The sequence below is a fragment of the Mycobacterium sp. NGS57 genome, assembly GCF_059812405.1.
Genome location: NZ_JCALCP010000005.1, coordinates 1 through 18,601, shown reverse-complemented (window position 1 = coordinate 18,601; position 18,601 = coordinate 1). Strand labels below are relative to the sequence as shown.

16 protein-coding genes and 1 other RNA gene are annotated in these 18,601 nt (G+C 69.9%); 11 read left to right on the top strand and 6 right to left on the bottom strand.

Features of this window, described 5'->3' with window-relative positions; genetic code table 11:
• The first annotated feature begins 9 nt into the window (after positions 1-9).
• Positions 10-207, top strand: coding sequence for a hypothetical protein (locus AC5Y43_RS10990; RefSeq protein WP_499972267.1), 198 nt, complete (start codon positions 10-12; stop codon positions 205-207).
• Here the strand turns inward: AC5Y43_RS10990 and AC5Y43_RS10985 are convergent.
• The 3 genes from AC5Y43_RS10985 to AC5Y43_RS10975 all read right to left on the bottom strand — a co-directional run bounded on the left by AC5Y43_RS10985 (position 204) and on the right by AC5Y43_RS10975 (position 3,151).
• A complete protein-coding gene (locus AC5Y43_RS10985) occupies positions 204-1,721 on the bottom strand; it encodes a molybdopterin-dependent oxidoreductase (RefSeq protein WP_499972266.1) in 1,518 nt (505 codons plus the stop codon). The genes AC5Y43_RS10990 and AC5Y43_RS10985 overlap by 4 nt on opposite strands.
• Before the next feature lie 63 nt (positions 1,722-1,784).
• On the bottom strand, positions 1,785-1,979 hold the full coding sequence (locus tag AC5Y43_RS10980; RefSeq protein WP_499972264.1) for a ferredoxin: 195 nt from the start codon (positions 1,977-1,979) through the stop codon (positions 1,785-1,787).
• On the bottom strand, positions 1,976-3,151 hold the full coding sequence (locus AC5Y43_RS10975) for a cytochrome P450 (protein ID WP_499972262.1): 1,176 nt from the start codon (positions 3,149-3,151) through the stop codon (positions 1,976-1,978). The genes AC5Y43_RS10980 and AC5Y43_RS10975 overlap by 4 nt, the downstream gene beginning before the upstream one ends.
• A 110-nt stretch (positions 3,152-3,261) precedes the next feature.
• On the opposite strand from AC5Y43_RS10975, the gene rnpB reads away from it, so the two are divergent.
• Positions 3,262-3,662, top strand: an RNA gene (gene rnpB, locus AC5Y43_RS10970) — RNase P RNA component class A.
• A gap of 18 nt (positions 3,663-3,680) precedes the next feature.
• Here rnpB and AC5Y43_RS10965 read toward each other — a convergent pair.
• From AC5Y43_RS10965 to panB, 3 genes are all read right to left on the bottom strand, one after another.
• Positions 3,681-5,150, bottom strand: coding sequence for a CYTH and CHAD domain-containing protein (locus AC5Y43_RS10965; protein WP_499972261.1), 1,470 nt, complete (start codon positions 5,148-5,150; stop codon positions 3,681-3,683).
• Positions 5,151-5,172: 22 nt separating this feature from the next.
• Positions 5,173-6,333, bottom strand: coding sequence for a cellulase family glycosylhydrolase (locus tag AC5Y43_RS10960; RefSeq protein ID WP_499972259.1), 1,161 nt, complete (start codon positions 6,331-6,333; stop codon positions 5,173-5,175).
• A 90-nt stretch (positions 6,334-6,423) separates the two neighbouring features.
• Positions 6,424-7,257, bottom strand: a complete 834-nt coding sequence (gene panB / locus AC5Y43_RS10955; RefSeq protein WP_499972258.1) for a 3-methyl-2-oxobutanoate hydroxymethyltransferase — start codon at positions 7,255-7,257, stop codon at positions 6,424-6,426.
• Between the two features lie 132 nt (positions 7,258-7,389).
• Between panB and AC5Y43_RS10950 the strand changes: the two genes are divergently transcribed.
• The 9 genes from AC5Y43_RS10950 to AC5Y43_RS10910 all read left to right on the top strand — a co-directional run.
• On the top strand, positions 7,390-8,778 hold the full coding sequence (locus AC5Y43_RS10950; protein ID WP_499972257.1) for a WS/DGAT/MGAT family O-acyltransferase: 1,389 nt from the start codon (positions 7,390-7,392) through the stop codon (positions 8,776-8,778).
• Between the two features lie 39 nt (positions 8,779-8,817).
• Positions 8,818-10,383, top strand: coding sequence for an alpha/beta hydrolase (locus AC5Y43_RS10945; protein WP_499972256.1), 1,566 nt, complete (start codon positions 8,818-8,820; stop codon positions 10,381-10,383).
• A gap of 145 nt (positions 10,384-10,528) precedes the next feature.
• Positions 10,529-12,085 (top strand): alpha/beta hydrolase, encoded by a 1,557-nt coding sequence (locus tag AC5Y43_RS10940; RefSeq protein WP_499972255.1) that lies wholly within the window; start codon positions 10,529-10,531, stop codon positions 12,083-12,085.
• Between the two features lie 78 nt (positions 12,086-12,163).
• Positions 12,164-13,504, top strand: coding sequence for a type I glutamate--ammonia ligase (gene glnA / locus AC5Y43_RS10935; protein WP_499972253.1), 1,341 nt, complete (start codon positions 12,164-12,166; stop codon positions 13,502-13,504).
• Between the two features lie 38 nt (positions 13,505-13,542).
• A complete protein-coding gene (locus tag AC5Y43_RS10930; RefSeq protein ID WP_499972252.1) occupies positions 13,543-16,521 on the top strand; it encodes a bifunctional [glutamine synthetase] adenylyltransferase/[glutamine synthetase]-adenylyl-L-tyrosine phosphorylase in 2,979 nt (992 codons plus the stop codon).
• A complete protein-coding gene (locus AC5Y43_RS10925) occupies positions 16,518-17,165 on the top strand; it encodes a PaaI family thioesterase (protein WP_499972251.1) in 648 nt (215 codons plus the stop codon). Before AC5Y43_RS10930 ends, AC5Y43_RS10925 begins: the two co-directional genes overlap by 4 nt.
• Positions 17,162-18,022, top strand: coding sequence for a TIGR03619 family F420-dependent LLM class oxidoreductase (locus AC5Y43_RS10920; RefSeq protein WP_499972820.1), 861 nt, complete (start codon positions 17,162-17,164; stop codon positions 18,020-18,022). Before AC5Y43_RS10925 ends, AC5Y43_RS10920 begins: the two co-directional genes overlap by 4 nt.
• Before the next feature lie 9 nt (positions 18,023-18,031).
• Positions 18,032-18,250, top strand: a complete 219-nt coding sequence (locus AC5Y43_RS10915; RefSeq protein ID WP_499972249.1) for a hypothetical protein — start codon at positions 18,032-18,034, stop codon at positions 18,248-18,250.
• Between the two features lie 79 nt (positions 18,251-18,329).
• Positions 18,330-18,601 (top strand): hypothetical protein (locus tag AC5Y43_RS10910; RefSeq protein WP_499972248.1); only part of this gene is annotated, 272 nt, incomplete at its 3' end.

The window sequence follows — 18,601 nt, the reverse complement described above, 5'->3', positions numbered from 1 at the left end:
CATCCCGGTATGAAAAGGACTTTCGTCGTGACGTTCGCGCTCGGCGTGATCGTGGCACTGTTCGGCCTGATCTGGGCGCTGCAGGGATTCGGGGTGCTCGGTGGTAGCCCGATGAGCAACACCACGACCTGGTCGGTCATCGGTCCCATCACGGCACTGATCGGCATCGTGATCGCCGCATTCAGTTGGCGCAAACTTCGCGCCTAGACCACGGTGAAGGCCACCGTGTGCCAGCCGGTGGCGCCGTCGGGAGCGGGACTGGCCACATCCGCGGTTTGGACGGCCCCGGTGTTGTCGGTCGCGCGTACGGTGATGCTATGTGCCCCGGGGCGTTTCGCCTGCCAGGGAAAGCTCCAGAGCCGCCAGGTCTCGTTGGAGTAGCTCGCACCCTGTTGCGCGGGCCGCCATTCGCCGTCGTCGATGCGGACCTCCACGGCCCGCACGCCGCGATTCTGTGCCCACGCCACCCCGCCGAACATCACCGGTCCCGTCGGCACCTGCTGGCCGGCGGTCGGCACGTCGATGCGCGACTCGGTCTTGATGGGTGCCCGCGGCGCCCAGCCCTGCCGTGTCCAGTACGCCGCCGCTTTGTCGAAGCGCGTCAGCTCCAGCTCGACGACCCACTTGGTGGCCGACACGTAGCCGTAGAGCCCCGGTACCACCAGCCGCGCCGGGTAGCCGTGCTCGATCGGCAGCGGCTCACGGTTGAGCCCGACCGCCAGCAGCGCGTCGCGGCCATCGGTGAGCGCCTGCACCGGCGTGCCGGCGGTGAACCCGTCGACCGACGTCGAGAGCGCCATGTCGGCATCCGTGTGCACGCCCGCGGCGGCCAGCAGGTCGGCCACCCGGTAGCCCGTCCAGATGCCAGTCGAAATCAGCTCGCCGCCAACGGGGTTCGACACGCACGTCAAGGTGGTCACCTTTTCGACGACCTCGAAGTGCGCGAGGTCGTCGAAGCCGTACGTGACTTCGTGGTCCACCATGCCGTGGATGCGCAGCCGCCAGTCGCCGCGGCTGAGTTGGGGAACGACGAGCGCGGTGTCCACCCGGTAGAAGTCGGCGCTGGGGGTGATAAAGCTCGGCAGCGCAACGCCGTTCGGTTGCACGTCCGCGGGTATCGGCGGCACCGGGGTGCGCGGCCGGGGAAATGCGAAGCCGCTGCGGTCGGCGGCCACCGAATGCACCAACCGCGTGAGGACGGCTCCCGCCACCCCGCTCGCCACCCCGAATCCGAGCAGCCCCCACACGAGTAATCGGCGCCTGCCGGCGTCCGGCCCGTCCTCCGGAGCCGGTGGGGAACGGCGGGTGAGCGCGCGTAGGGTCGCCACGCCGCAGGCCGCGCCCACGACGGTGGGGATCGTGTCGAGTGCCGTCGCACCGTGCCGCGACAGCACGGCGAGGCATCCCAGGACCCCCGCCGCGGCGATCACGGCGCTGCCCAGTGGGCGTCGCCGGGTCTCGAGGGTCCCGGCGATCGCGGCGATCGCGGCAATCGCCACCAGCACCACGATGGCCAGGAACAGCTTGTCCAGCGAGCCCAGCGACTGAATCGCCCACTCTTTGACAGGCCCCGGTGTCAGGTCGACGGCCACCGAACCGATCGCCGACCGCGCATCGGCCCGCGCGCCGAACGGGATGCCCGCCAGCTGGGCCACGCCGAGCGAGACGGCCGCTGCCGCGACCCCGGCGATCATCCGATCGCTGGACGGAGCGGCGGCCATCAAACCACTGTACTCGCGTTCCTCTTGGGGGCCTTGTCCTTTCGCCCCGGCACGCCTGAATCCTCAGCGGGACAGGGTGATTGCACCCTCCGGGCAGTTTTGTTCGCCGATGACGGCTTGCGCCTCGAGGTCGCCCGAGACGTCCTCGACGCGCACGACGCAGTGACCCACCTCGTCGGCATCGAAGACGTCGGGCGCCAGGGTGTAGCAGCGGCCGTGCCCGGTGCAGAGCTCGGCGTCGACGACCACGCGGGTCATGACACCGGGAACACCAGCGGCAGCGACTCCACCGACCGCAGCGCCGCGGTGTAGGTCAGCTGGGTGCCGGGCTTGATCTCGTAATCCGGTATGCGCCGGTGGAATTCGCGCAGCGCGACCCGCAGCTCCATGCGCGCCAGGTGCGACCCCAGGCAGCGATGCGGGCCGCCGCCGAACGCACGGTGGCGGTTGGGGCTGCGGGTAAAGTCCACCAGGTCGGGGTCGGGGAATTCGGCTGGGTCGGTGTTGGCCGCGCCGAGCAGCGGGCTGACCCGTTCGCCCTTGCTGATCGGGCATCCGGCCACCTCGGTGTCCTGCATGCAGACGCGGGCCACGCCCGGCACGGGCGTCTCCCAGCGCAACAACTCCTCGATGGCGCTGGGCAGGATGTCGGGCTGCTCGATGAGCTGGTGTCGGTGTTCGGGATGGCGCGCCAGGTAGACGAAGAAGCAGTCGAGCGAGTCGGTGACGGTGTCCAGCCCGGCGATGAGGAACAGGAAGCAGATGTCGAGCAGCTCCTCGCGGGACAGCGGCCCGCCCTCCTCCTTGAAGTTCGCCGCGATCATGGCGGACAGGACGTCGTCGCGCGGGCTGGCGATGTGGTCGTCGATCGCGCGCTCGAAGTAGTCGTAGATCTGTTGCGCCACGCCCGCGGACGCCTCGTGGCGGCGGTCGAAGCCGGAGTCGCCCTCGGGGCGGATCACCCCGTCCTTCCAGACCAGGAACTGGTCGAGGTCCTCCAGCGGTAGCCCGAGCAGCTGCAAAAAGACCGTGCAGGGCAGCGGCACGGCGAACTCTTCGTGGAAGTCGCATTCGCCCCGGCCGGCGAAGCGGTCGATCATCTCGTTGACCAGTTCGGCCACGCGGGGTTCGCGCCGGGCCATCTCGCGCGGGGTGAACAGCGGGTCGAGGATGCGCCGGTACTTCGCATGGTCGGGCGGGTCGATCTGCAACGGGATGAGCGGGCGCACGTTGCCGAGGTCGACGGCGTCCATGTTCGACGAGAACAGCTCGGTGTGCTTGAGCGCCATCTCGATGTCGGCCAGGCGGCTGAGCACCACCGCCTGCGGCGAGCGGAGCACCGGGGTCGATTCGCGCAGCGCCTTGTACATGGGCTGCGGCTCGGCGAGGCCCATCATGGCCTGGTCGACAAACCCTTCCGTTTCCGTCATGCGGTCAGCGTGGCACCAACATGTTTATTTAGCAATGGCTAATTAAATTGCGCGATGGTCAATGCCGCTGGTCAGCGGAATGCGCGACGAGTACCGTGGAGCGTCGCGGACGAGTTGGCCGGGCGGCCGCGGATCGTCGCAAGGCGATTCGAGGAAAGTCCGGACTTCACAGAGCAGGGTGATTGCTAACGGCAATCCGAGGTGACTCGCGGGAAAGTGCCACAGAAAACAAACCGCCACCCTCGCGGTGGTAAGGGTGAAACGGTGCGGTAAGAGCGCACCAGCACTCCGGGTGACCGGAGTGGCTAGGCAAACCCCACCCGAAGCAAGGCCAAGAAGGCCGCACCCGGTGCGGCCGCGCAGGCGCTCGAGGGCTGCTCGCCCGAGCCTGCGGGTAGGCCGCTCGAGGCACCCGGCAACGGTGTGTCCAGATGGATGGTCGCCGCTCCGCTGCCGTTGCTTATGCCGCGGCGGCGGGGAACAGAATCCGGCTTACAGGCCAGCTCGTCCGCCCCGCCCCGCTGAGCCGTTAGCGAACGGCCTTGGCCAGGTGGCGCAGCGCGTCGTCGAGCTGGTGGCGGCATCGCTCGGCCAGGTCGGCCTCGTGCTGGTAGAGCAGGCCGTAGGTGAAAGTGTCCTCGCCGGCGGCGTGCGCGGCCTCGGCCTGATGTATCAGGTGTTCGCGGCTGACCACGCTGTCCTGGTGGTCGCCCAGCAGCGTCTGCAGCGCCTTGGCCCGTTCGGACACGGCCGTCGCGCCGGTGGCCGCCGCGGTGTAGCGAAGCCGCTTGGCGCGCTTGCGGATTCGGTGCAGCGCCAGGTCGCGTTCGTGCTCGGCGTCCGGTTCGACCCGGGCGGCGGCCTTCACGGCCCCGCGGACCTTCCGGTAGGCGGCGTCGATGGTGACCGGCTCGGGCGGCCCTCCGGTAGCGGGCCGCTCGGCCACCCAGGCGTCGAGGGCGTCGAGCAGGCGCAGGTAGCGCTGCGAGCGCATCGCGATCAACGACCGCCGCAGCCCGGTCCGGTAGCGGCGCCGCGCCCCCGCGACGAGGCGATCGCGAATGCGCCCGCGCACCAGCTCGGGCGGTAGCGCGTCCAGCGCCTGCTGGTAGCGCTCGGCCAACACCTCGGCGTCGCGGGCCGCGCCCAGCACGGTGGCCAGCTCGCGCAGCTCGTCGCGCAGCCAGCCATCATCGGACGATCCGGCCTCGGCCAGCAGGCTGCGCAGCTTGCGGATGGTCACCCGCATCTGGTGCACGGCGTCGTCGGCGTCGGCGCGAACCGCGCGGTCCCACACCAACAGCTCGGCGACCTGCTCGGCCACCGCGCGGTGCACCGGGTCGGCGGGTGGCCGCGTCCCGTTGGGCGGAACCTGCGCGCCGAGCACGCGCGCCAGCTTGGAGGCGTGCCCGGCCGGCGCGGCGCCGGCGTCGAGCAGCCGGTTGCTCAACCGGCCCAACAGCTCGGTGTCGGCCGCACCGTTGGTGAGTTCGAGTTCCCATTCGCGCCACTGCTGTTCGGCGCCGGTGTCCCCGGCGGCCGAGGCGGTGACGCGGTCGTTGCTGAACTCGGCCAGCGCGGCCCCGTCGGCGCCGTAGAGCACCTGGGTTTCGCGGTCGGTGCTGATGCGCGCGACGGGTTCGAGCGGGCGGTCGCGGACGATCGCCAGCACGATGTCCCGCAGTTCGTCCGGCACGGAGTCCCGCCCGGCCGCGTCCAGCGGCGCGCGGACCTCGGTACGCGCGTCGGGCCCCGCCGGCAACTTCAGGTGCCAGCCCGCGTCGTGGCCGCCGGTGCGGCGCCGCAACGTGATCTTGTTGCGCGCCAGGTCCTGCGCGGGGGTGTCGTAGTAGGTCGCGTCCAGCGATTCGTGCGGTGCGTTCTCGACGCGTGCGACAGCGGCGATGCCCTCGAACGACGGCGAAACCGTCGAGTCCAGGACGTCGAACTTGCGCTCCACCTCCACGTGGCGGGAGGTTTTCGGCGCTTTCACAGCCACAGCCACAGCCTGCCACACCCGCCTATGGGGACGGGTTGAGGTGCATCGCCACCCCGGTCAGCTGGCTGATCGTCTGGGTTTCGCTGTCCCGGAAGGGGTGCCCGTCGGGGCCCAGCAGGTCGTGGAACCACACGTCCGGCGGCCTCGGATAGGGATGGTCCCACGAGTCCCAGGGAAGGTAGGTCTGGGTCTTGCCGGCGACCAGCCCCCAGTTGAGGGCGCCGACGTTGTGCGCCTTGGCAATTGGCAGGATGCCCTCGACGGTGCTGCCCAGCGTGCGGGCCAGGTACTCGGTGCACAGGATCGGCCGTCCGTGCGCTTCGAGCTCCGCGACGCGGTCCTCGAAGTCGGCGGGCTCGCGGTAGGAATGGAACGTGACGACGTCGGAGTTGTCGAGCTGAATGCCGCTGATCGTGTCGCGCAGCCCGGCATCCTCTTCCGATTCGCCGTCCCACACGCCGCTCGTCAGGGGCTGGCGGGGCCCGACCGAGCGCGCCCACGCGAACACCTGCGGCAGCAACTCGGCGACCAGGTTGAGCTTGTCGGCGCGCTCGACGGCGCGATAGTGGTGCGAGGGATTGTCGGGCTCGTTCCACAGGTCCCAACCCAAAACGCGGTCGTCGTCGCGGAATTGGGTCAGCACCGCCGTGACGTAGCCGCGCAGGGTGCGGGCGTAACCGGGGTCACCCAGGCGCTCGGCGCCCGGGCTCTGCACCCACCCGGAGTTGTGGACGCCGGGTCTGGGTTCGCGCTGGCGGCCCGCGCGCGGGAACGGATCCCAGCACGAGTCGAAGAAGACGAACAGCGGCTTGATGCCGTGGCGCGCCGCGATGTCGACGAACTGCGCGAGGCGGTCGTGGAACCCCCGGGAATCCTCGGCCCACAGCTGATCGTGCAGGAATACCCGCACCGTGTTGAACCCGTGCAGCTGTGCCCAGCCAAGCTCGATGTCGATGCGCCGGGGATCGTAGGTGTCGGGCTGGAACATCTCCAGCTGATTGATGGCGTTGGACGTGATGTAGTTCGCGCCGACGAGCCAGCCCTGCCCCTGATACCACCGGTTGGCGCGGTCGGGGGACCACCGGCTCGATCTTGGCGACCCGGCGAAGGCGTGTGGTGCCCGGGCCAGGGCGGCGCCGCCCACCACCAGCAACGGCAGCTTCAAGACAGTGCGGCGGCGCACCAGCCACCCCCGCTCACGGATTTAGGATTGCGTACAGAGCAAGCGTACCACCGTGTCACACAAGGGTTTTCAGCAAACTTGCGCCCGCGGTTAGAAGCAGTGCTCCTCGGCGGGGAACGTGCCGCCGGCAACCTCTTGGGCGTATTGCACTGCGGCCCGGCGTAACTCGCCGCCGATGTCGGCGAAGCGCTTGACGAAGCGGGCGGGCTTGCCGTCGCTCAGCCCGGCCATGTCCTGCCAGACCAGCACCTGGGCGTCGCAGTTGGGGCCGGCCCCGATCCCGACGGTCGGGATCGTGAGCTTGCCGGTGATCTGGGTGGCCAACTCGGCGGGCACCATTTCCATCACGACCGCGAACGCGCCGGCTTCGGCGACGGCGATCGCGTCGTGCACGGTTTGCTCCGCCGCGTCGCCGCGGCCCTGCACCTTGAAGCCGCCGAGACTGTTCACGCTTTGCGGGGTGAAGCCGATGTGGGCCATGACGGGGATGCCGGCGGCGGTCAGCAAGGCGATCTGTTCGGCCACCCGCTCCCCGCCCTCGAGCTTGACCGCGTGCGCGCCGCCCTCTTTCATGAATCGGGTGGCGGAGTCCAGCGCGGCGGCCGGGCCCGCCTCGTAGCTGCCGAACGGCAGGTCGGCGACGACCATCGCGTGCTGGGCGCCGCGCACCACCCCGCGCACCAGCGGGATGAGCTCGTCGATCGAGACGGGCACGGTGGTGTCGTAGCCGTACACGACGTTGGCGGCCGAATCACCGACCAGCAGCACCGGGATGCCGGCCTCGTCGAAAATCCGGGCGGTCGAATAGTCGTAGGCCGTGAGCATGCCCCACTTGTGGCCCTCGGCCTTCATTTTCTGCAGGTGGTGGGTGCGAATCTTGGTCGGCTTGGACGCGTTGGCACCGTAGACGTTTTGCTCAGACATCACTGTCCCTGGTAATGGTCGGGTCGATCCTCGTGGCCGCTTGGGGTCCCCGGGTTCGTCTGACTTTCGCCATTCTGCCATCTGTTCAGCGCAATTGCACCGGGGTGTGGCGCGCGACATACCATTTGCCCTATGCAGCGGCTCAGCGGACTCGACGCCAGCTTCCTCTACCTGGAGACCTCCGCACAGCCGATGCATGTCTGTTCGATCATCGAGGCGGACACGTCGACCATGCCGGGCGGCTACACCTTCGACCGCCTGCGCGACGCGTTGTCGCTGCGCCTGAAGGCGATGCCGCAGTTCCGCGAGAAGCTCGCCGACAATCCGCTGAATCTGGATCACCCGGTGTGGGTGGACGACGCGTCCTTTCACGTCGACCGTCATCTGCACCGCATCGGGCTGCCGGCGCCGGGCGGGCGCAATGAGCTGTCGGAGATCTGCGGCCATATCGCGTCGCTGCCGCTGGACCGGCGCCGGCCACTGTGGGAGATGTGGGTCATCGAGGGCGTGGCGGGCACCGACAGCCGCGACGGGCGACTGGCGGTGATGACCAAGGTGCACCACTCCGGGGTGGACGGGGTGACCGGCGCCAACCTGATGTCGCAGCTGTGTGCGACCGAAGCCGACGCGCCCGCACCGGATCCGGTGGACGGCGTCGGCGGTGCCAGCGGGTGGCGGATCGCGGCGGGCGGCCTGCTCCGGTTCGCCAGCCGGCCACTGCACCTGGCCAACGTGGTGCCCCAAACCGTGTCGTCGGCCGTTGCGACCGCGCGCAAGGCCCTCGAGGGTCAGGCCATGGCGCGGCCGTTCGCCGCGCCGCGGACCGCGTTCAACGCCAGGATCACCGGCCGCCGCAACATCGCGTATGCCCAGCTGGACCTCGAGGACGTCAAGCGCGTGAAGAACCGGTTCGGCGTCAAGGTCAACGACGTGGTGATGGCACTGGTGTCCGGGGTCCTTCGGCAATACCTGGCCGAGCGCAACGCGTTGCCCGACGCGCCGCTGGTGGCCTCTGTGCCGGTGTCGGTGCACGGCAAGACGGATCGTCCCGGGCGCAACCAGGTTTCGGCCATGTTCTCCAGCCTGCACACCCAGGTCGCCGACCCGGCCGTGCGCCTGAAGGCCATCGCCGAGGCGAATTCGGTTGCCAAGCAACACAGTTCGGCCATCGGGGCCTCCCTGCTGCAGGACTGGTCGCAGTTCGCCGCGCCGGCGGTCTACAGCGTCGCCATGCGGCTGTATGCCAGCACGCGGCTGACCTCGAGCATGCCGGTGCACAACCTGGTCGTCTCCAACGTGCCGGGTCCCCAGGTCCCGCTGTACCTGCTGGGCTGCGAGGTCAAGGCCATGTATCCGCTGGGCCCGATCTTCCACGGTTCGGGGCTCAACGTGACCGTGATGTCGCTGTGCGGCACGCTGGACGTCGGGCTGATCTCGTGCCCGGAACTGCTGCCGGACCTGTGGGCGATGGCCGACGACTTTCCGGTGGCGATGGAGGAATTGCTGGCGGCCGCGGGTTAGCCCGTTAATCAGAATCTCAGGATCGCTCTGGCAGCATAGGTGGGCATGGGGTCGTCTCGCCGGGGTAACTTCGCGCGCACGCTGCTGGTCTGGACCGCGATCGCCGCCGTGGCGCTGACGGTGGCCGGCTGCCTGCGCGTGGTCACCGGGCGCGCCGTCATGAAGGGGCCCAAGCTGGGCCAGGCGATCGAATGGACGCCGTGTCGCTCGTCCAACCCCAAGGCCAAGATCCCCGGCGGCGCGATGTGCACCAAGCTGGCCGTGCCCGTCGACTACGACCACCTCGACAACGGCGAGGTGGCCGCCCTGGCGATGATTCGCTTTCCCGCGACGGGCGACAGGATCGGCTCGCTGGTGATCAACCCGGGCGGGCCCGGCGAGTCGGGCATCGACGCCGCGCTGAGCGTCGTGCAGAGTTTGCCCAAACGCATCCGCGACCGCTTCGACCTGGTCGGCTTCGACCCCCGCGGCGTGGGCTCGTCGCGCCCGGCCATCTGGTGCAACTCCGACGCCGACAACGACCGGCTGCGCAGGGAGCCCAACGTCGACTACAGCCCCGCCGGGGTGGCCCACATGGAGGACGAGACCAAGCAGTTCATCGACCGCTGCGTGGCCAAGATGGGCAAGGACTTCCTGGCGAACGCGGGCACGGTCAACGTCGCGCGCGACCTGGACGCCATCCGCGCGGCGCTGGGTGACGACAAGCTGACCTACCTCGGCTACTCGTACGGCACCCGCATCGGCGCCGCCTACGCCGAGGCCTACCCGACGAAGGTGCGGGCGATGATCCTCGACGGCGCCGTCGACCCCAACGCCGACCAGGTCGAGGCGGACCTGCGCCAGGCCAAGGGATTTCAGGATGCGTTCGACCACTACGCCGCGGACTGCGCCAAGCAGCCGACCTGCCCGCTGGGCACCGACCCGGCCAAGGCCGTCGACGTCTACCACAGCCTGGTCGACCCGCTGGTCGATCCCGACAACCTGATGGTCGGCAGGCCGATGCCGACGAAGGACCCGCGCGGGTTGAGCTACAGCGACGCGATCGTGGGCACGATCATGGCGCTGTATTCGCCGTCGCTGTGGCACCACCTGACCGACGGCCTGTCCGAGATGGTCGACCACCACGGCGACACCATGCTCGCGCTGGCCGACATGTACATGCGCCGCGATCCGAAGGGCCACTACACCAACGCCACCGACGCGCGGGTGGCGATCAATTGCGTCGACCAGCCGCCGATTACGGACCGCGCCAAGGTGATCGACGAGGACCGCCGGTCGCGCGAGATCGCTCCCTTCATGAGCTACGGGCAGTTCACCGGGGACGCGCCGCTGGGCACCTGCGCGTTCTGGCCGGTGCCGCCGTCCAGCAAGCCGCACCCCATTTCGGCGCCGGGCCTGGCGCCGACGGTGATCGTGTCGACCACGCACGACCCGGCCACGCCGTACAAGGCCGGGGTCGACCTGGCGGAGGAGCTGCGCGGCTCGCTGCTGACCTTCGACGGAACCCAGCACACGGTCGTCTTCCAGGGCGACAGCTGCATCGACGACTACGTGACGGAGTATCTGATCGGCGGCGACACGCCGCCGAGCGGCGCGAAGTGCTAGGTCGGTTCCGCCGAACGTGAAGTGGTGGCGAGATTTCGGCTGATTTTGGCCGGTTTTTCGCCATGGTTGCACGCTCGGCGAACCGGTGGGCCGAGACCAAGGCGTAACCATTTCGCGCCTCCACGGGTATGCGCGGCTGCAAACATTGACAGCCATGTCGCGCCGCAGACCGTTGAGCTCGGCGCTGCTGTCGTTCGGGCTGCTTGTCGCCGCGCAACCGCCGGTGGCCGGCGCGACCCCGGAACCCGGCGCCGGCCAGACCCCGAGCCCGGCCCCGCCGCCCGCGGCGGCGCGGCTGCAGAACTGGGGCAACTGCACCCCGTTCCTGAGCGACACCAGCGACGTCCCCACCGCGCAATGCACCACCGTGTCCGTCCCCGTCGACTACGCCAATCCCGTTGGCGCGCAAGCCAAGCTGGCGGTCATCCGGGTGCCCGCGACCGGACGACGGATGGGGTCGCTGTTCATCAACCCGGGCGGGCCGGGCGCGTCGGCGGTCGACATGGTCGCCAGCATGGCGCCGGACCTCGAAGACACCGACATCGGCCGCAACTTCGACCTCGTCGGGTTCGACCCGCGCGGCGTGGGCCACTCGACCCCGCAGGTCCGCTGCCGCACCGACGCCGAGTTCGACGCGTTCCGGCGCGAACCGATGGTCGACTACAGCCCGGCCGGCGTGGCGCACATCGAGCAGCTCTACCGTCAGCTGGCCCAGGAGTGCGCCACCCGGATGGGCAACGGCTTTTTGGCCAACGTCGGCACCGTCTCGGCCGCGCACGACATGGACATGGTGCGCCAGGCGCTGGGTGACGACCAGCTCAACTACCTCGGCTACAGCTACGGGACCGAGCTGGGCACCGCCTACCTCGAGGGGTTCGGCGCCCACGTGCGCGCGATGGTGCTCGACGGCGCCATCGACCCGACGGTGGACCCGGTCACCGAAAACATCAACCAAATGGCCGGATTCCAAACGGCTTTCAACGACTACGCCGCCGACTGCGCGCGCTCGCCGCGATGCCCGCTGGGCACCGACCCGGCACAGTTCGTCAACCGCTACCACGCCCTGGTCGACCCGCTGGTCACCAGGCCGGCGCGCACCTCGGACCCGCGCGGCCTGAGCTACGCCGACGCGACCACCGGCACCATCAACGCGCTGTACACCCCGGCGCACTGGAAGTACCTGACCAGCGGCCTGCTCGGGCTGCAGCACGGCACCGGCGCCGACGACCTGCTGTTGCTGGCCGACGACTACGAGGACCGCGACAAAAACGGGCACTACGGCAACGACCAGGACGCGTTCAACGCGGTGCGGTGCGTCGACTCGCCGACACCGACGGACTCGGCGACCTGGGTGGCCGCGGATCAACGGATGCGCCAGGTCGCGCCGTTCCTGAGCTACGGGCAGTTCACCGGCAACGCCCCCCGCGACCTGTGCGCGCTGTGGCCGGTGCCGGCCACGTCCCGGCCGCACGCCGCCCCGCCCGCCCCGCCGGGCAAGGCCGTCGTCGTCTCCACCACGCACGACCCGGCCACCCCGTACCAGGCCGGGGTGAACCTGGCCCGCCAACTGGGCGCCCCGCTGATCACCTACGACGGCACCCAGCACACCGCGGTGTTCAACGGCGACCAATGCGTGGACACCGCGGTGGTGCGCTATTTCGTCGCCGGGGCGCTGCCGCCCGCGCTGCGGTGCCGTTCCTGAACCCTTCAACCGAGACGGCGACCGTTCTGACCGGGAGGCGGTAACACGGATTTAACAGTCGTTGCCTAGTGTCGGGTCATGGATCGCCAGAAGGAATTCGTCCTGCGCACCCTCGAGGAACGGGACATCCACTTCGTCCGGCTGTGGTTCACCGACGTGCTCGGCTACCTCAAATCGGTGGCCATCGCCCCGGCAGAACTCGAAGGCGCCTTCGAGGAGGGCATCGGCTTCGACGGATCCTCGATCGAGGGCTTCTCCCGGGTCTCGGAATCCGACACCGTGGCCAACCCCGACCCGTCGACGTTCCAGGTGCTGCCCTGGGCCACCAGCTCGGGCCACCACCACTCCGCCCGGATGTTCTGCGACATCACCATGCCCGACGGCTCGCCGTCGTGGGCGGACCCGCGCCACGTGCTGCGCCGCCAGCTGCAGAAGGCCAACGACCTCGGGTTTTCCTGCTACGTGCACCCCGAGATCGAATTCTTCCTGCTCAAGCCCGGCCCCGACGACGGGACGCGGCCGGTGCCCGTCGACAACGCCGGCTACTTCGACCAGGCGGTGCACGACTCGGCGTCCAACTTCCGCCGCCACGCGATCGAGTCGCTGGAATCCATGGGCATCTCGGTGGAGTTCAGCCACCACGAGGGCGCGCCCGGCCAGCAGGAGATCGACCTGCGCTTCGCCGACGCGCTGTCGATGGCCGACAACGTGATGACGTTCCGCTACGTCATCAAGGAGGTCGCGATCGAGAACGGCGCGCGGGCGTCGTTCATGCCCAAGCCCTTTGCCGAACATCCCGGCTCGGCCATGCACACCCACATGAGCCTGTTCGAGGGCGACGTCAACGCCTTCCACAGCGCCGACGACCCGCTGCAGCTGTCCGATGTGGGCAAGTCGTTCATCGCCGGGATCCTCGAGCACGCCTCGGAGATCAGCGCGGTCACCAACCAATGGGTCAACTCCTACAAGCGGCTGGTGCAGGGCGGCGAGGCGCCGACGGCGGCGTCGTGGGGCGCGGCCAACCGGTCGGCTCTGGTGCGGGTGCCGATGTACACGCCGCACAAGACGTCGTCGCGGCGGATCGAGGTGCGCAGCCCCGACTCGGCGTGCAACCCGTATCTGACGTTCGCGGTGCTGCTGGCCGCCGGGCTGCGCGGCGTGGAGAAGGGTTACGTGCTGGGCCCGCAGGCCGAGGACAACGTCTGGGACCTCACGCCCGAGGAACGCCTCACGATGGGCTACCGCGAGCTGCCCACCAGCCTGGACAGCGCGCTCAAGGCGATGGAGGCCTCCGAGCTCGTCGCGGAAACGTTGGGGGAGCACGTGTTTGACTTCTTCCTGCGCAACAAGCGCGCGGAGTGGGCGAACTACCGCAGCCACGTCACGCCCTACGAGTTGAGCACCTATTTGTCGCTGTAGCGACACGGCCCGAGCGGTCACCCGGTTGCGCTACGGTCGTGGTCGTGACCAAACCCGTGACGGAACGACCCCGGCTGCCCAGCGTGGGCCGGCTCGGGTTGGTCGATCCCACCGCCGGGGAATGGCTGACGCGGCTGGGTTGGTACGAGCGAGACGATCCCGAATGCGTGGACCGGTTGTGGTCGTTGTCGCGCGCGCCGGATCCCGACGCCGCGCTGCGCGCCCTGGTGCGGCTGTCGGAGGGACTCGGCGCCGGATGGGATGAGCTCAACGCCGCGCTGCTGACCGAACGGGACCTGCGCGGGCGGCTGTTCGCGGTGCTCGGCTCGTCGCTGGCGCTCGGCGATCACCTGGCCGCCCACCCTCAGTCGTGGAAGTTGTTGCGGGGCAAGGCCCGGCTGCCGTCGCGCGATGAGCTGCTCGCGACGTTCACCGAGTGCGCCGGGGCGGCCGGCCCGGATTCGGCGCAGACGCGGCTGCGCACCCTCTACCGCGACCAGCTGCTGGTGCTGGCCGCGCTGGACCTGGCCGCGACGGTCGAGGACGAGCCGGTGCTGCCGTTCACGGTGGTGGCGGCGCAGCTGTCGGACCTGGCCGACGCGGCCCTGGCGGCCGCGCTGCGGGTGGCCGAGGCCAGCGTGTGCGGCGACAAGACGCCCCCGCGCCTGGCGGTCATCGCGATGGGCAAATGCGGTGCGCGCGAACTGAATTACGTCAGCGACGTCGACGTCATCTTCGTCGCCGAGCGGGCCGACGCGACGAGCGCGCGGGTGGCCGGCGAGATGATGAACGTCGCCTCGGAGGCCTTCTTTCAGGTGGACGCCGGGCTGCGCCCCGAGGGCCGCAGCGGCGAGCTGGTGCGCACCCTCGAGTCGCACATCGCCTACTACCAGCGCTGGGCCAAGACGTGGGAGTTCCAGGCGCTGCTGAAGGCCCGGGCGGCCGTCGGCGACGCCGAACTCGGCGAGCGCTACCTGGCCGCGCTGCTGCCGATGGTCTGGGTCGCCTGCGAGCGCGAGGATTTCGTGGTCGAGGTGCAGGCCATGCGCCGGCGGGTGGAGCAGCTGGTGCCCGCCGAGGTCCGCGGGCGCGAACTCAAACTCGGCAGCGGCGGGCTGCGCGACGTGGAGTTCGCGGTGCAGCTGCTGCAGTTGGTGCACGGCCGCGGCGACGACTCGCTGCACGTGGCCTCGACGGTGGACGCGCTGGCCGCGCTGGGCGACGGCGGCTACATCGGCCGCGAGGACGCGGCCAACCTCACCGCCTCCTACGAGTTCCTCCGCCTGCTCGAGCACCGGCTGCAGCTGCAGCGGCTCAAGCGCACCCACCTGCTGCCCGAGGTCGACGACGACGAGGCGGTGCGCTGGCTGGCGCGCGCGGCGCACATCCGCCCGGACGGCCGGCACGACGCGGCCGGGGTGCTGCGCGAGGAGCTCAAACACCAAAACGTGCGGGTGTCCCAGCTGCACGCCAAGCTCTTCTACCAGCCGCTGCTGGAGTCGATCGGGCCGGCGGGTCTGGAGATCTCGCACGGCATGACGTCGGAGGCCGCCGAGCGGCAGCTGGCCGCGCTGGGCTACGAGGGGCCGCAGACCGCGCTGAAGCACATGTCGGCGCTGGTCAACCAGAGCGGCCGGCGCGGCCGGGTGCAGTCGGTGCTGCTGCCGCGGTTGCTGAACTGGATGTCGTATGCGCCCGATCCCGACGGCGGGCTGCTGGCCTACCGGCGGCTGTCCGAGGCGCTGGGCGGGGAGAACTGGTATCTGTCCACGCTGCGCGACAAGCCGGCGGTGGCGCGGCGGCTCATGCACGTGCTGGGGACCTCCGCCTACCTGCCCGACCTGCTGATGCGAGCGCCCAGGGTGATCGAGGACTACAGCGACGGCCCGGCCGGGCCCAAGCTGCTCGAGACCGAGCCGGCCGCGGGGGCACGCGCGCTGGTGGCTGCGGCGGCCCGCTACCCCGACCCGGTGCGCGCGATCGCCGGCGCGCGCACGCTGCGCCGCCGCGAGCTGGCCCGCATCGGCTCCGCGGACCTGCTCGGCTTCCTCGAGGTCCGCGACGTGTGCCAGGCGCTGACGGCGGTGTGGGTGGCCGTGCTGCAGGCCGCCCTGGACGCGATGGTCCGGGCCAACCTTCCCGAAAACGGCCGCGCGCCGGCGGCGCTTGCGGTCATCGGCATGGGCAGGCTGGGCGGCGCCGAGCTGGGCTACGGATCGGACGCCGACGTGATGTTCGTCTGCGAGCCCGCCCCCGGCGTCGAGGATTCGCAGGCAGTCCGGTGGTCGACGACGGTCGCCGAACAGATCCGGACGCTGCTGGGCACCCCCAGCGTCGACCCGCCGCTGGACGTCGACGCCAACCTGCGCCCCGAGGGCCGCAACGGCCCGCTGGTCCGCACGCTGGCGTCGTACGCGGCCTACTACGAACAGTGGGCCCAGCCCTGGGAGATCCAGGCGCTGCTGCGCGCGCACGCCGTCGCCGGCGACGCCGACCTGGGCGAGCGCTTCCTGCTGATGGCCGACAAGACGCGCTACCCGCCCGACGGGGTGTCGGCCGAGGCCGTGCGCGAGATCCGCCGCATCAAGGCCCGCGTCGAGTCAGAGCGGCTGCCGCGCGGCGCCGATCCCAACACCCACACCAAGCTGGGCCGCGGGGGACTGGCCGACATCGAATGGACCGTGCAGCTCATGCAGCTGCGCCACGCCCACGAGATCCCGGCCCTGCACAACACGTCGACGCTGGAGTCGCTGGACGCGATCGCCGAGGCCGACCTGGTGCCCGCCGGCGAGGTCGACCTGCTGCGGCAGGCCTGGCTGACCGCCACCCGGGCCCGCAATGCGCTGGTGCTGGTCCGCGGCAGGCCCACCGACCAGCTGCCCGGCCCCGGCCGGCAGCTGAACGCGGTTGCGGTGGCCGCGGGCTGGCCGACCGACGACGGCAGCGAATTCCTGGACAACTATCTTCGGGTGACGCGGCGAGCGAAGGCCGTCGTGCGGAAGGTGTTCGGGAGTTGAGTCAGGAGGCCGGCGCGTTGGATGCCATTTTCGAGGTGGTCAGCGCGGACGAGGCGCAACGGGCGACGGCCCGGTATGCGCCGCTCGCCGACGCCGTCCGGGAACTCATCGACGCCACCATCCGCACCGAGGCCGACGACGACGTCGTCGCCGAGGCGCGCTCGGCGATCGAGGCCGTCACCGCGTCGTTGCGGCAACGGACCCGGCCGGCCGGGGTGAGCTACCGCGTCGACGACGCGCGACCGTTGACGCTGGGCAACGCCGCGATCGGGTTGGGCAATCCGATCGCGCCGCCCGTCATCGTCCACCACGACGGCGGCGGTCGGTGCTGGAGCGAGTTTGTGCTCGGCGTGGCCTACGAGGGCCCGCCGAAGCTGGTGCACGGCGGGGTGAGTGCTCTGGTCCTCGACCACATGCTGGGCGAAGCGGCCAGCGAGGGGCTGTCCAAGCCGCGGTTCACCGGAACCATCACCGTGAAGTACCTGCGCGGCACCCCGCTGGGGCCGCTGCGGTCCGAGGCCTGGATCGACCGCAAGGAAGGCGTCAAAGTCTTTGCCCGCGGCACGATCTCGGACGCCGCAGGGGTCACCGTCGAGGCGGAGGGCGTCTTCATCGAGCCGTCGTGGGCGAGGGAATCGCCGTGAAGTTCTACATCAGCAGCGCGTTTCTGAACACCTCCGAGATCGTCGAGATCGCCAAGGCCGCCGACGATCTCGGCTACGACGGGATCGGGATTCCCGATCACGTCGTCAACCTGGAGACCCTGAACACGCCGTACCCGTACACCAAGGACGGGGAGCGGCGCTGGCAGCCGTTCACCGACTGGCCCGACCCGTGGGTGCTCGTCGGCGCGCTGGCCCAGGTCACCACCCGGCTGCGGTTCGTGAACACCGTCTACATCCCCGCCATGCGCAATCCGTACTCGGCGGCGAAAGCCATTGGCACCGCGGCCGTTTTGGCGTCGGGCCGGGTGGAGCTCGGCATCGGCGTCGGTTGGTGCCGCGAGGAGTTCGCGTTGATGGGGGAGCGGTTCGACGCCCGCGGCCGGCGCACCGACGAGATGATCGAGCTGATGCGGGCGCTGTGGGCGCCGGGCTGGACGGAATTCGAGGGCGAGTTCTATCGGGCGCCGAGGCTCGAGATGCAGCCGACCCCGCCGCCGATCCCGGTCTACGTCGGTGGGCTCAGCGACATTGCGCTGCGCCGCGCCGCCCGCCACGACGGCTGGATCGGCGATTTGATCAAGACCGACCGCGCCATCGAGGCGGTGGGCCGGCTGCGCCAGCTGCGGGCCGAAAACGGTTTGACGATGGACGATTTCACCGTCCTGACGCCGCTGACCGACGCGTTCACCACCGCCGACTACCGGCGCGCCGCCGATGCCGGCATCACCGGCATCATCACCATGCCGTGGATGTTTTACGCCGGGCCGGACGCGTCTTTGGCGGACAAGATCGACGGCATGCAGCGCTTCCGCAAGGACCTGGCGCTCGACGGTTAGACTCTGCGCGTGGCGTTTACGGTGGTGTTCAGCAACGGCGAACCGCGCGACTACGGGGCCTTCGACGACTACGAGGTCACCGACGCGGGGGTGTTGGTCATCCATATGCACCGCGAGGACGTCGAGCGACACTACATCGCCCCCGGCGGCTGGCTGGAGGTCGTCGAAATGGCCGAGGGCCAACCGGTCCGGATGTCCCGCGGAATCCTGGGCCGCCGCCCCGGCTGATCTCACCGTAGTTCGGGTCTCGGAGCAGGGAGAAGACGCAGTCTGGGCGGCGTGCGCAAATATGTCGTATCATAGCGACATGACTACGACGACGCTGGAAAGCGGGCTCAGCGAGCTGCTGCAGAGCGTCAACGACACGACGAAGTTGCTGCAGCGCTCCGCGACAGTTCCAGCAGAAGTCGGTCACCTGATCGACAGTTTCGACCGAAAACTGGATGCCGCGCGGCCGTCACGCCTCAGAGCCGATCCCTATCTGACGACAAGCCTGTGGGCCGCCGCGTTCCGTGCGGAAAAGGCCCTGCGCCACGACAACGCTGAACGGCGACGCCGGGAGGTGCGCATTGCGCTAGA